The sequence below is a fragment of the Micromonospora sp. IBHARD004 genome (genome assembly GCF_052814115.1).
This window is the reverse complement of record NZ_CP199934.1, coordinates 1,759,481-1,771,787: the sequence shown is the minus strand read 5'-3', so window position 1 is coordinate 1,771,787 and position 12,307 is coordinate 1,759,481. Positions and strand designations below refer to the sequence as shown.

12 protein-coding genes are annotated in these 12,307 nt (G+C 72.7%); 6 read left to right on the top strand and 6 right to left on the bottom strand.

What is annotated here, in order from left to right; translation table 11 throughout:
- Positions 1-73 precede the first annotated feature (73 nt).
- Complete coding sequence (locus ACTWO6_RS08775; RefSeq protein ID WP_446219155.1) at positions 74-1,282, top strand: DUF349 domain-containing protein; 1,209 nt, start codon at positions 74-76, stop codon at positions 1,280-1,282.
- Positions 1,283-1,375: 93 nt separating this feature from the next.
- Here the strand turns inward: ACTWO6_RS08775 and miaB are convergent, their stop codons facing one another.
- Positions 1,376-2,875: a tRNA (N6-isopentenyl adenosine(37)-C2)-methylthiotransferase MiaB gene (miaB, locus tag ACTWO6_RS08770; protein WP_446219154.1), complete on the bottom strand. Its 1,500-nt coding sequence runs from the start codon at positions 2,873-2,875 to the stop codon at positions 1,376-1,378.
- A 52-nt stretch (positions 2,876-2,927) separates the two neighbouring features.
- Here miaB and ACTWO6_RS08765 point away from each other — a divergent pair, with 52 nt between their 5' ends.
- The gene (locus tag ACTWO6_RS08765; protein WP_446219153.1) at positions 2,928-3,155 is read left to right on the top strand and encodes a DUF2277 family protein; all 228 of its coding nucleotides are present in this window, start codon (positions 2,928-2,930) and stop codon (positions 3,153-3,155) included.
- 56 nt (positions 3,156-3,211) lie between these two features.
- On the opposite strand, the gene ACTWO6_RS08760 is transcribed toward ACTWO6_RS08765, so the two are convergent.
- Entirely contained in the window at positions 3,212-3,691 is a 480-nt protein-coding gene (locus ACTWO6_RS08760) for a hypothetical protein (RefSeq protein WP_130333164.1), read from the bottom strand.
- 202 nt (positions 3,692-3,893) lie between these two features.
- A complete protein-coding gene (gene selD, locus ACTWO6_RS08755) occupies positions 3,894-4,883 on the bottom strand; it encodes a selenide, water dikinase SelD (RefSeq protein WP_446219152.1) in 990 nt (329 codons plus the stop codon).
- A 197-nt stretch (positions 4,884-5,080) separates the two neighbouring features.
- Between selD and ACTWO6_RS08750 the strand changes: the two genes are divergently transcribed.
- The 4 genes from ACTWO6_RS08750 to ACTWO6_RS08735 all read left to right on the top strand — a co-directional run bounded on the left by ACTWO6_RS08750 (position 5,081) and on the right by ACTWO6_RS08735 (position 8,396).
- Positions 5,081-5,836 (top strand): amino acid ABC transporter ATP-binding protein, encoded by a 756-nt coding sequence (locus ACTWO6_RS08750; RefSeq protein WP_446219151.1) that lies wholly within the window; start codon positions 5,081-5,083, stop codon positions 5,834-5,836.
- A 58-nt stretch (positions 5,837-5,894) separates the two neighbouring features.
- Positions 5,895-6,761 (top strand): glutamate ABC transporter substrate-binding protein, encoded by an 867-nt coding sequence (locus ACTWO6_RS08745; protein WP_446219150.1) that lies wholly within the window; start codon positions 5,895-5,897, stop codon positions 6,759-6,761.
- A gap of 79 nt (positions 6,762-6,840) precedes the next feature.
- Positions 6,841-7,515, top strand: a complete 675-nt coding sequence (locus ACTWO6_RS08740) for an amino acid ABC transporter permease (RefSeq protein WP_446219149.1) — start codon at positions 6,841-6,843, stop codon at positions 7,513-7,515.
- Entirely contained in the window at positions 7,512-8,396 is an 885-nt protein-coding gene (locus tag ACTWO6_RS08735) for an amino acid ABC transporter permease (RefSeq protein ID WP_446220593.1), read from the top strand. The genes ACTWO6_RS08740 and ACTWO6_RS08735 overlap by 4 nt, the downstream gene beginning before the upstream one ends.
- A gap of 149 nt (positions 8,397-8,545) precedes the next feature.
- On the opposite strand, the gene rny is transcribed toward ACTWO6_RS08735, so the two are convergent.
- The 3 genes from rny to ACTWO6_RS08720 all read right to left on the bottom strand — a co-directional run bounded on the left by rny (position 8,546) and on the right by ACTWO6_RS08720 (position 12,305).
- A complete protein-coding gene (rny, locus tag ACTWO6_RS08730; RefSeq protein ID WP_446219148.1) occupies positions 8,546-10,312 on the bottom strand; it encodes a ribonuclease Y in 1,767 nt (588 codons plus the stop codon).
- A 550-nt stretch (positions 10,313-10,862) separates the two neighbouring features.
- Positions 10,863-11,567, bottom strand: a complete 705-nt coding sequence (locus ACTWO6_RS08725) for a 3-keto-5-aminohexanoate cleavage protein (RefSeq protein ID WP_446219147.1) — start codon at positions 11,565-11,567, stop codon at positions 10,863-10,865.
- Positions 11,568-11,606: 39 nt separating this feature from the next.
- Complete coding sequence (locus ACTWO6_RS08720) at positions 11,607-12,305, bottom strand: regulatory protein RecX (RefSeq protein WP_446219146.1); 699 nt, start codon at positions 12,303-12,305, stop codon at positions 11,607-11,609.
- Positions 12,306-12,307: the final 2 nt, after the last annotated feature.

The following is a 12,307-nucleotide window of genomic DNA, read 5'->3' as shown; positions in this document are numbered from 1 at the left end:
AGTAACTTTGCTGCGCCGTGGCGGCGATCGCGGGGGCTCTACCCGTCGACGCCGGGAGAACGAGGATGGGCACATGAGCGACTGGACTGCCTTCGGACGGGTGGACGCGGACGGCACCGTGTACGTCAAGACCGCCGAGGGCGAGCGGGTGGTCGGATCCTGGCAGGCGGGGGCCCCGGAGGAGGGGCTGGCCCACTTCGCCCGACGCTTCGCCGACCTGGTGACCGAGGTGGACCTGACCGAGGCCCGGCTCAACTCCGGCGCCGCGGACGCCGGCGGGTCGCTGACGACGATCCGGCGGATCCGCGCCTCACTGGCCGAGGCGCACGTCGTCGGTGACATCGACGCGCTGGCCGCCCGGCTCGACAAGCTCGCCGAGGTGGCCGAGGCGAAGGCCGGCGAGGCGAAGGCCGCCCGGGACGCCGCCCGGGGCGAGGCCCTGGCGCGCAAGACCGCCCTGGTCGAGGAGGCCGAGAAGCTGGCCGCCGAGTCGACCGGCTGGAAGACCGCCGGGGACCGGCTCAAGGAGATCCTCGACGAGTGGAAGACCATCCGCGGCGTCGACAAGAAGACCGACGGTGAGCTGTGGAAGCGGTTCGCCGCCGCCCGGGACGGCTTCACCCGCCGCCGGGGCGCCCACTTCGCCTCCCTCGACCAGCAGCGCAAGCAGGCGCAGACGGTCAAGGAGGAGCTGGTCGCCGAGGCGGAGAAGCTGAAGGAGTCCACGGACTGGGCGGTCACCGCCAACCAGCTCAAGGACCTGATGACCCAGTGGAAGGCCGCGCCGCGGGCGTCCAAGGAGGCCGAGCAGAAGCTCTGGGAACGGTTCCGGGCGGCGCAGGACGAGTTCTTCACCCGGCGCAGCGAGGTCTTCTCGGCGCGGGACAACGAGCAGCGCGCCAACCTGGAGCGCAAGCAGGCCCTGCTCGCCGAGGCCGAGGCCCTCGACGTGGACGCCGACCCGAAGGGCGCCCAGGCGAAGCTGCGGGAGATCCAGGCGCAGTGGCACGAGGCCGGCCGGGTGCCGCGGGAGGCCGCCGCCGGGCTGGAGCGCCGGCTGCGGGCGATCGACGACAAGGTCCGCGAGGTGATGGACTCGGCGTGGCGCCGTACCACCAAGGAGGAGAACCCGCTGCTCGCGCAGATGCGGGCGCAGGTCGCCGAGGCCGAGGAGCGGCTGTCCCGGGCCCGGGCCGCCGGTGACGCACGCCGGATCAAGGAGGCCGAGCAGGCGCTCGCCTCCAAGCGGCAGTTCCTCCAGCTGGCCGAGCAGGCCGGCTGAGCTGAGCCGTTCCGGGAGCTCCGGTCCCGCTTCGGGACCGGAGCTCCCGCATGTCCGGGCCGGCACGGGGCGGTCCCGGCCGTCGCCGGTCGGTCAGTGCGCGGCGCAGCCGGTGGTCGGCGCGGGCGCCGCGGCCGGCGCGCCGATCGTGGGCAGGCCGAGCAGCACCCCGGGGGTACGCGGGGAGCGGCCGGCCTCGGCTGCGTCGCCGGCCCGGGTACGCCGGTGCGACAGCGGCTCGCCGTCGGCGTTGAGGTGGTGCGGGGCGGCGTACGTGACGGTGGTGTGCACGATGTCGCCGGGGCGGATCTGCCCCGCGAGGGAGCCCGCGTCGAAGTGCACCAGGCGGCCGTCGCGGGCGCGGCCGGACATCCGGCCGGTGCGCTCGTCCTTGCGCCCCTCGCCGACGGCGACCAGCACCTCGACGGACTCCCCCACCAGCTTCCGGTTCTCCGCCCAGGTGATCTCCTCCACCGTGGCGATCAGCCGCTCGTAGCGTTCCTGCACGACCTGCTTGGGGAGCTGGCCGTCCATCGTCGCGGCGGGGGTGCCGGGGCGCTTGGAGTACTGGAAGGTGAAGGCCGAGGAGAACCGGGCCGCCCGGACCACGTCGAGGGTCCGCTCGAAGTCGGCGTCGGTCTCGCCGGGGAAGCCGACGATGATGTCGGTGGTGATCGCCGCGTCCGGCATCGCCGCCCGGACCTTCTCGATGATGCCCAGGTACTTCTCCGACCGGTACGACCGGCGCATCGCGCGCAGCACGTCGTCGGAGCCGGACTGCAGCGGCATGTGCAGCGAGTGGCAGACGTTCGGCGTCTCGGCCATCGCGGCGATCACGTCGTCGGTGAAGTCCTTCGGATGCGGGCTGGTGAACCGGACCCGCTCCAGCCCGTCGATGTCGCCGCAGGCGCGCAGCAGCTTGCCGAAGGCGTACCGGTCGCCGAACTCGACGCCGTAGGAGTTGACGTTCTGCCCGAGCAGGGTCACCTCCAGCACGCCCTCGTCGACCAGGGCGCGCACCTCGGAGAGGATGTCGCCGGGGCGGCGGTCCTTCTCCTTGCCGCGCAGGGCGGGCACGATGCAGAACGTGCAGGTGTTGTTGCAGCCCACCGAGATCGACACCCAGCCGGCGTACGTCGACTCGCGCCGGGTGGGCAGCGTGGAGGGGAAGACGTCGAGGGATTCGAGGATCTCCACCTCGGCGGCGGCGTTGTGCCGGGCCCGCTCCAGCAGCACCGGCAGCGAGCCGATGTTGTGCGTGCCGAAGACCACGTCCACCCAGGGGGCCTTGCGGACGATCTCGCCGCGGTCCTTCTGGGCGAGGCAGCCGCCGACGGCGATCTGCATCCCGGGATGCTTGTCCTTCACGGGGCGCAGATGACCCAGGTTGCCGTAGAGCCGGTTGTCGGCGTTCTCCCGGACGGCGCAGGTGTTGAACACCACCACGTCGGGGTTATCGTCGGCCTCGGCGGCGCGCACGTAACCGGCCTGTTCGAGCAGGCCGGCGATGCGCTCGGAGTCGTGCACGTTCATCTGGCAGCCGTACGTACGCACCTGGTAGGTGCGCGGGCTGCCCGCGGCTGCGGTAGTCATGACCCGGACAGCGTATCCGGGCCGAGCTGGTCTGACCGAACGAGGAGGAGCCGTGTGCCGGAGCATCAAGACCCTGCGTGAGCCGTACGTCCCGGTGGTCACCGAGGAGGACGTCCGCGCGGCGGCGTTGCAGTACGTCCGGAAGATCTCGGGCTTCCGGACGCCCGCCGCCCACAACGCGGCCGCCTTCGACGCCGCGGTGGACGCCGTGGCCGCCGCCACCGCGGCCCTGCTCGACCAGCTGGTGGTGCGCGGCCAGCAGCCGACGGCCCGCGCCTGACGCCGCCCGACGCGCGCCCCGGTCGGCCCGCCGACCCGCGCCGGCGGGCCCCGGGCTCAGGCTGCGGCGAGCGCCGGGGCGACCGAGTCGGGGGCCCACCGGGAGCGGTGGCACTGCGACCAGCCCCGGCAGCCCGGGTGGGCCACGGTGCAGAGCCGCTGCTCGCTCAGCACCTCGCCGTCGTCCGTCTCGGTGACGGTGAAGTGCACCGGGCGGATCGTGCCGTCGGGGGCGACCAGCAGGTGCCGGCCGGCGTCGAGGGTGTCGTCGCGCATCAGGCAGTTGCGGTCCAGCAGCCGGGCCAGCGCCGCGATGCTGGGCAGCTCGGGCAGCCGCTCGGGCACCCCGTAGCAGTCGACCATCGTGCCGAACTCCCCCGGCGCCTCCCACACGTCGCAGATCACCGCGTACGTGGGCAGCCGGGCCGGGTCGGCGACGGCGAGGGGCATCACCACCCGGCCGAGCGCCTCGGCCAGCGCGGGGTACACCTCCACCGGTGCCGCCCCGTCGATTCTCCAGTTCCACAGCTCGGTCATGCCGCCTCCTCGCTGTGCTCGTCCCACCGGCCTCCGGATCGGGCCTTACTGACGATGGTGGGGTGCATATGACCTCAGCCGGGGGCAAGTTACCGGTCTGTGACCATTCCGGGCAAAGATTCCTCGGGCGCCGTTGCCCCGAGTAGCGGGAAGATGACAGTTTATCGGGTATGGTGCCCCGTCCGGGCGGACGACATGACAGTCAGCGGACCCGGATCAGGTGCTCGCCCCGGGGCAGCAGCTCGCCGATCACCGTGCCGCCGGGCACCTCGCCGGCGACCAGCAGGCCACCGGAGGTCTGCGCGTCGGCCAGCAGCAGCCGCTCCCCCTCGTCGGCGGCGCCGAAGTCCGTCCACGGGGTCACCCAGTCCAGGTTGCGGCGGGTGCCGCCGCTGACGTACCCGTCCCGCAGCGCCTCGCGGGCCCCCGCCAGGTACGGCACCCGGGCCGCGTCGATGGCGACCGTCAGCCGGCTCGCCCGGGCCAGCTTGGCGGCGTGCCCGAGCAGGCCGAAGCCGGTCACGTCGGTGCCGCAGCGGACGCCGGCGGCGACCGCGGCCCGCGCGGCGTCCCGGTTCAGCGCGCTCATCGAGGCAACCGCCTCCGGGAAGCGCTCGCCGGTGGCCTTGTGCCGGGTGTTCAACACCCCGACGCCGAGCGGCTTGGTCAGCGAGAGCGGCAGGCCGGCGCGGCCGGCGTCCAGGGTGATCAGCTCCTCGGGCCGGACCACGCCGGTGACCGCGAGGCCGTACTTCGGGCCGTCGTCGTCGACGCTGTGCCCGCCGGCCAGGTGGCAGCCCGCCTCCCGGGCCACGTCCTGGCCGCCGCGCAGCACCTCCCGGGCCAGCTCCACCGGCAGCTTCTCCCGCGGCCAGCAGAGCAGGTTGAGCGCCACCAACGGGGTGCCGCCCATCGCGTACACGTCGGAGAGCGCGTTGGCGGCGGCGATCCGGCCCCAGTCGTACGCGTCGTCGACGACCGGGGTGAAGAAGTCGGCGGTGCTGACCAGGCCGGTCCGCTCGTCCAGCCGGACCACCGCGGCGTCGTCGCCGTGCTCCAGGCCCACCAGCAGGTCGGCGGTGCCGCTGGCCGGTCCCAGCCCGGCGACCATCGCCTCCAGCTCGCCGGGCGGGATCTTGCAGGCGCAGCCGCCGCCGCGGGCGTAATCGGTCAACCGGATCGCATCGGTCATCCCCACATGATCTCCGTGAAACGCGGCCGCCGCCACCCGGGCGGACCGGCGCGTGACGGAATTCGGACTCCCGGGGACGGCGGGGACCGGTGTTACCGCACCGTGACCATCTGAGTTGCATTCCGCCACGTGGGCCCGCCTACAGTGGCCCAACCGGGGGTCGACCGACCCCGCTTCCGGGACGAATGGCAGGGACGGTGGACGACGTGACGACGGGCGAACCGCTCATCGTGCTGGACGGGGTCAACAAGTACTTCGGCCCGCTGCACGTGTTGGACGACGTGTCGCTCTCCGTCGGCAAGGGCGAGGTGGTCGTGGTCATCGGCCCCTCGGGCTCCGGCAAGTCGACGCTCTGCCGGGCGATCAACCGGCTGGAGCCGATCAACTCCGGCACCATCACCTTCGACGGCCAGCCGCTGCCCGCGGAGGGCAAGGCGCTGGCGAAGCTGCGCAGCGAGGTCGGCATGGTCTTCCAGTCGTTCAACCTCTTCGCGCACAAGACGATCCTGGAGAACGTCACCCTGGGCCCGGTGAAGGTCCGCAAGGAGAAGCCGGCCGCCGCCCGCGAGCGCGGCCTGGCCCTGCTGGACCGGGTCGGCATCGCCAACCAGGCCGAGAAGTACCCGGCGCAGCTCTCCGGCGGCCAGCAGCAGCGGGCGGCGATCGCCCGCGCGCTGGCCATGCAGCCCAAGGCGATGCTCTTCGACGAGCCGACCAGCGCGCTGGACCCGGAGATGGTCGGCGAGGTGCTGGACGTGATGACCTCGCTGGCCCGTGACGGGATGACGATGGTCGTGGTCACCCACGAGATGGGCTTCGCCCGGCACGCGGCCAACCGGGTGATCTTCATGGCCGACGGCAAGCTGGTCGAGGACGCCCCGCCGACGGAGTTCTTCGCCAACCCGCGCAGCGAGCGGGCCAAGGACTTCCTCTCCAAGATTCTCACGCACTGAGCGTCCCTAGTGGAGCGCGCCGTCCCCCGGTGGGCTCCCGTCGAAGAAGGAGAAAAGTATGCGTATGAAGCGCGTGGCGGCGGTCGCCGCGGCGGCCACTCTGGCGCTCGGCATGAGCGCCTGCGGCGGCGACGGCGGCAGCGGCTCCGGCAGCGGGGGCGGCAAGGGCATCGTCGGTAAGGCGCAGAGCCAGAAGAAGCTGGTCATCGGCGTCAAGGCCGACCAGCCGGGCCTGGGCCTGCAGACCGGTAGCACCTACGAGGGCTTCGACGTCGAGATCGCCAAGATCGTGGCCAAGGGCCTGGGCGTCGACGCGAACAACATCGAGTGGAAGACCACCGTCTCCGCCAACCGCGAGCCCTTCATCCAGCAGGGCACCGTCGACCTGGTCGTGGCGACGTACACGATCAACGACGAGCGCAAGCAGAAGGTCAACTTCGCCGGCCCGTACTTCGTCGCCGGTCAGGACCTGCTGGTGAAGGCCGACTCGACGATCACCGGTCCTGAGGGCCTGGACGGCAAGAAGGTCTGCTCGGCGCAGGGCTCCACGCCGGCCAAGCGGATCCAGACCGACTACCCGAAGGCCAAGCTCCAGCAGTTCGACGCCTACTCGAAGTGCATCACGGCGCTGGAGGGCGGTCAGGTCGACGCGGTGACCACCGACGACATCATCCTCGCCGGCTACGCCTCGCAGTCCCAGTACGCCGGCAAGTTCAAGGTGGTCGGCAAGACCTTCTCCACCGAGCCGTACGGCATCGGCCTGAAGAAGGACGACAAGGAAGGCTGCGAGAAGGTCAACGAGATCCTCAAGGCCGCCGCCTCGGACGGCACGTACAAGGCCGCCTGGGACGCCACCCTGGGCAAGAGCGGCAAGGCCGCGCCCGAGCTGGACACCACCAAGCTGACCAACTGCGGCAGCGTCTGACCGGTTCCGGGGCCGGCATCCGTACGGGTGCCGGCCCCGGCCTGTCGCGACGCCGACGAAGTGCCCCGGGAGTCGACGCATGCACGTATTCGCTGATCCGACCAACCTCGACGCCTACCTGTCGGGTTTCCTCTGGATCCTCAAGCTGACCGGCGCGTCAGCGGTGATCGCGCTGGTGCTCGGCGTGCTGCTCGCCGCGTTCCGGGTCTCCCCAGTGCCCGTGCTGCGCGGCTTCGGCGCGGCCTGGGTGAACATCTTCCGCAACACGCCGCTGACGCTGATCATCTTCTTCTGCTACTTCGGCCTCTTCTCGACCCTCGGGCTGAGCCTCTCCGACGACCTGAACCTGAACAACTTCTGGCTCGGCGTGGTCGGCCTGTCGGTCTACACCGCGGCGTTCGTCTGCGAGTCCGTCCGCTCCGGCATCAACACCGTTCCGTCCGGCCAGGCGGAGGCGGCCCGGGCGATCGGGCTGACCTTCTTCCAGACCCTGCGGATCGTGGTGCTGCCGCAGGCCGGGCGGGCGGTGGTCGCGCCCCTGGGCAGCGTGCTCATCGCGCTGTGCAAGAACGCCACGATCGTCGGCACCATCGGCCTGATCGAGGCCTCCAGCGTGATGAAGCAGCTGATCAACGACAACGGCGACGCGGTCATCCCGATCTTCCTGGTCTTCGCCGGCACGTTCGCCGCGATCCTCGTCCCCACCGGCTACTTCTTCGGCTGGCTGGCCAACCGACTGGCGGTGAAGCGCTGATGAGCACCGGCGTTCTGTACGACCACCCGGGACCGCGCGCCCGCGTCCGCAACGCGGTGCTCAGCGTCGTCTTCGGCCTCGGCCTGGTCGCGTTGCTGTGGTGGATCTACACCAGGTTCGACCAGGCCGGCCAGTGGGAGGCCTCGCTCTGGAAGCCCTTCACCCAGTCGGCCACCTGGACCCAGTTCATTCTTCCCGGCCTGCGGCAGACGTTGCTCGCCGCGGCCACCGGCATGGTGCTGTCGCTGGCCTTCGGCATCATCTTCGCGGTCGGACGGCTCTCCGACCACTGGTGGATCCGGGTGCCGGCCGGTGTGGTGGTGGAGTTCTTCCGCGCCGTCCCGCTGCTCCTGATGATCTTCTTTATCTTCTACGGCGTGCCGTTCCTCATTCAGGGCCCGGTCACGGCGTTCACGGCCGTGGTGGCCGGTCTCACCCTCTACAACGGCTCGGTGCTGGCCGAGGCGTTCCGGGCCGGCATCCGGTCCATCCCGGCCGGCCAGTCCGAGGCGGCCTACGCGGTGGGCATGCGCAAGAGCCAGGTCATGCGGCTGATCCTGGTGCCGCAGGCCGCCCGCGCCATGCTCCCGGTGATCGTCAGCCAGCTCGTCGTCCTGCTCAAGGACACCGCGCTCGGCTACATCGTGGCCTTCCCCGAGCTGCTCGCGCGCGGGGTGAACGACTTCTCCGCCAACTACGGCAACGTGGTCGCCGCCGCGATCGTGGTGGCCGTGATCTACATCCTGATCAACTCGCTGCTCACCGCGCTGGCGAACTGGCTTGACCGGCGCACCGGCCGGCGCGCGTTCCGGATCCCCAAGCAGACCGCCCCGGACTCGACCCCGGCCGGCGGGGTGGCCGTCTCCGAACCGCAGGGCTGACCGGCCCGCCACGACGCCGTGCCGCGTCCCGTCCTGACGGGAGTGGCACGGCGTCCGCCGTTCCGGGGGCGATTCATCCACGACATCAGCTTCGTAGCGTCCACGTGGTGGCCGCCCCGCCGGCGCGGCCGACCGGTGGCGGTGGTGGTTCAGCGGGCGATCTCGGTGACCCGGGACTCGCGGACCACGGTCACCCGGATCTGACCGGGGTAGGTCAGCTCCTCCTCGATCTGCTTGGCCACGTCCCGGGCCAGCACCGCCGCGCCGATGTCGTCGACGTCGTCCGGCTTCACCATCACGCGGACCTCCCGGCCCGCCTGCATCGCGAAGACCTTCTCCACGCCGACCTTGCCGGCCGCGATCTCCTCGATCCGCTCCAGCCGCTTGACGTACGCCTCCAGGCTCTCCCGCCGGGCGCCCGGCCGGCCGCCGGAGCAGGCGTCGGAGGCCTGGGTGAGGACGGCCTCGATGGTCTGCGGCGGCACCTCGTTGTGGTGCGCCTCGATGGCGTGCACCACGTCCTCGCTCTCGCCGTACTTGCGGGCGAGGTCGGCGCCGATGATGGCGTGGCTCCCCTCCACCTCGTGGGTGAGCGCCTTGCCGATGTCGTGCAGGAACGCCGACCGCTTGATGGTCGGCACGTCCAGCCGCAGCTCGGCGGCCATGATGCCGGCGATGTGGGCGGTCTCCACCAGGTGCTTGAGCACGTTCTGCCCGTACGACGTCCGGTAGCGCAGCCGGCCGAGCAGGGTGACCAGCTCCGGGTGGATCTCGGTGATGCCGACCTCGACCAGGGCGTCCTCGGCGGCGCGGTGGCAGAGCTCCTCCACCTCGTGCCGGGCCAGCTCGTAGACCTCCTCGATCCGGTGCGGGTGGATCCGCCCGTCGAGGACCAGCTTCTCCAGGGTGAGCCGGCCGACCTCCCGGCGGACCGGGTCGAAGCAGGAGAGCAGCACCGCCTCGGGGGTGTCGTCGATGATCAGGTTGACCCCGGTGACCGACTCGAAGGCGCGGATGTTGCGCCCCTCCCGGCCGATGATCCGCCCCTTCATCTCGTCGCCTGGCAGGTGCAGGACGCTGACCACGCTCTCCGCGGTCTGCTCGCTGGCCACCCGCTGGATGGCGTCGACCACGATGTGCCGGGCGCGCTGCTCGGCGGTGTTGCGGGCGTCCGACTCGATGTCCCGGACCAGCAGCGCGGCCTCCCGCTTGGCCTGGCCCTCGATCGCCTCGACCAGCTCGGCCCGGGCGGCGTCGGCGGTCAGCCCGGCCACCCGCTCCAGCTCCCGGCGACGCTGCTCCTCCGCCTCGGCCACCGCCCGCTCCCGCTCCGCCAGGGCGTTCTCCCGGGCGGCGAGGGCGGCGCTGGCGGCGGTGAGCTGCCGCTCCCGCTCGGCGAGCCGCTCCACCTCCTCGGTGTGCAGCCGCTCCCGCTCGTCCATCCGGGCGGCCCGGCGCTCCACCTCGGCAGCCTGCTCCCGGGTGGTCGCGGCGAGCACGGCGACCTCCCGCTCGCCGCTGCGCCGGGCGGCCGTGCGGAGCTGCTCGGCGTCCGCCTCGGCCTGCTTGTGTGCCCGCTCCAGGACGGTGTCGGCCTCCGCGCGGGCGTCGTCGAGCACCCGCCGGGCCTCGGCCCGGGCCGACTTCGCCTCGGCCTTCGCGGCGGCCGCCTCGGCGCGAGCCGCGGCGGCGGCCGACTTCGCCACGTCGATGGTGCTGTTCGCCTCGTCGGCGGCGGAGCGCAGGGCAGCCAGGGACTGCTCCTGGCGGTCCTTCTCAGCGATGAAGGCCGGGTCCCCGGGGGCCGGCGCGACGCTGATCCGGCGCATCGTCCGGACGCCCACCAGGACGGCCCCGACCACCACGACGGCCAGGATCAGCACCACCGCGAGGATGACGACCTCGAAGGGGCTCATGCCGTCGCCCCGGAGCCTGGGGCCGTCTCGCGACCGCCGGTTTTGGCGTGGTCGGCGCCCGACCGGCCGGCGATCCGTGGAAGCCCGCCGGTGAACCTGTGCCGCCCCGCCATGGCCGCCTCCCCCTGAACGTCGGACTCCGCAGGAGACGTGCCGGGGGCACGCACCTGCGGCTCTGGACGCCCGACCGGAGCGGCTGGCAGTGGGTAGCTCTCCGTCGGCGGTGCCCCCGAAAGGGCATCGCCGACGGCCGGTTGCAGTTGTCGGTCGGCTCCGGACCGGCTGTCCGGAGCTGCCGTCAAGGGCCGGTGAAGCTGGCCAAAGTGATGCTGTTCTGTTACGAGATCTATGTTGTGCGCTTAGCCTGCGCTGGTCGGGCAATGTGAACCTGTATGGCGAGGCTAGGTCGCCGGGGGCCGTTCGGTCAAGAACTCATGATCAAACCACCCGGACGGAGAGAAGTTGTGGCATCACCCAGCGCTGACCAGATGCCGGACACGGGCGGACAAACGCGGCGAGCCGGCGGGCCGGCGAGCGGTGTCGGCCCTGCTCAGCGGGCACCCGACGCGACGGCGGCGGCGACCAGCGCGGAGTTGTCGGCCGCCGGCGAGCCGTCCGGCAGCACCATGGTGTCCTCGAGGCCGATCCGGGCGTCCAGGCCGCGGCGTACCGCGTCGGCGAGCACCGGCCAGGTCGCCGGACCCTCGCCGTGCAGCAGTACCGGCGGGCCGTCCGGCGGGAGCGCGCCGAGGATCGCCGCGGCGTCGGCCAGCGCCACCTCGGGCTCCTCGGCCAGGCACTCGACCAGGACCCGGCCGGCCGGCACCCGCCACCGGCGCCAGGCCTCGACCGCCGGCACCGTCCAGAGCCCGACCTCGACCAGCACACCCCGCTCGCGCAGCGCCGCGGCGACCGCCTCCGCGCCGGGCTCGTGGGCGTTCACCGAGGCGAAGTCGGGCAGCACCGGCCAGGCTCGGACGGCGGCCACCCGGGCGGCCGGGTCCGGCTCGATCCAGGCGCCGGTGCTCACCCCCACCGGCAGCCCGGGCACGACGGCCCGCAGCGCGGTGACCGCCTCGGCGATCACCGCCGGATCCAGCGACTCCGCGCCGGTGGCGTCGCGCGGGTGGACGTGCACCGCGGCGACCCCCCGCGCGGCGCAGCGGGCGGCGTCCGCCGCCAGCTCGGCCGGGGTGACCGGGACGGCGGCATGCTCGTCGCGGCGCCGGCCGCCGTTGAGGCAGGCTTTCAGCACCCGGCCCTCCCGTCAGCGCCTCGGCACCCCGCCCGGCCGTCAGCCGAGGGCGCGGTTGTCCCGGTCGAGCTCGCCCTCGGCGTCGGCGAGGGCGTCGGCGTCGATCTGCTCGGCGAACTCGGCCGCCTCCGCGCTCTGCGCGGCGAGCGCGTCCTTCACCGCCCGGATCGCCACACCCGGCGGGTAGCCCTTGCGGGCGAGCATGCCCACCAGCCGGCGGAAGACCGCGTCCGGCTCGCCCCGGACGGAGCGCAGCTTCCGGTCCACCAGAGCGCGGGCGGTCTCCGCCTCGGTCTCCTCGTCCAGCTCGCCGAGGGCCTCGCTGGCGGTGTCGCCGTCCACCCCGCGGTGGCGCAGCTCGTTGGCGAGCGCCCGCCGGGCCAGCCCTCGGCCGGCATGCCGGCTGGAGACCCAGGCCCGGGCGAAGGCGGCGTCGTCGATGATGCCGACCTCGTCGTACCGGTCGAGCACCTGCGCGGAGACCTCCTCGGAGATGCCCCGCTTGGCCAGCGCACCGGCCAGCTCCGCCCGGGTACGCGGCCGCACCGCGAGCTGCCGCAGGCAGATCTCCCGGGCCACCTCGGCCTCGTCGCGCGGTGGCGCCGGGGTCGCCTCCGGACCGGGCTCCTCGGAGCGGCCGCGGCGGCCCCTTCGGGGCCGGGGGGTCGTGTTGTCGTCACCCGGCCGGGGCGGGCTGGCATCCCAGCCCCGCCCCGAGCGGGCGCGTCGTCCTGCCACTT

Excerpts from the sequence above, each read along its gene's own strand:
- ACTWO6_RS08745 (WP_446219150.1), top strand. The coding sequence starts at position 5,895 with ATGCGTATGAAGCGCGTGGCGGCGGTCGCCGCGGCGGCCACTCTGGCG.
- rny (WP_446219148.1), bottom strand. The coding sequence starts at position 10,312 with ATGAGCCCCTTCGAGGTCGTCATCCTCGCGGTGGTGCTGATCCTGGCC.
- miaB (WP_446219154.1), bottom strand. The coding sequence starts at position 2,875 with ATGACTACCGCAGCCGCGGGCAGCCCGCGCACCTACCAGGTGCGTACG.
- ACTWO6_RS08740 (WP_446219149.1), top strand. The coding sequence starts at position 6,841 with ATGCACGTATTCGCTGATCCGACCAACCTCGACGCCTACCTGTCGGGT.
- selD (WP_446219152.1), bottom strand. The coding sequence starts at position 4,883 with ATGACCGATGCGATCCGGTTGACCGATTACGCCCGCGGCGGCGGCTGC.
- ACTWO6_RS08760 (WP_130333164.1), bottom strand. The coding sequence starts at position 3,691 with ATGACCGAGCTGTGGAACTGGAGAATCGACGGGGCGGCACCGGTGGAG.
- ACTWO6_RS08775 (WP_446219155.1), top strand. The coding sequence starts at position 74 with ATGAGCGACTGGACTGCCTTCGGACGGGTGGACGCGGACGGCACCGTG.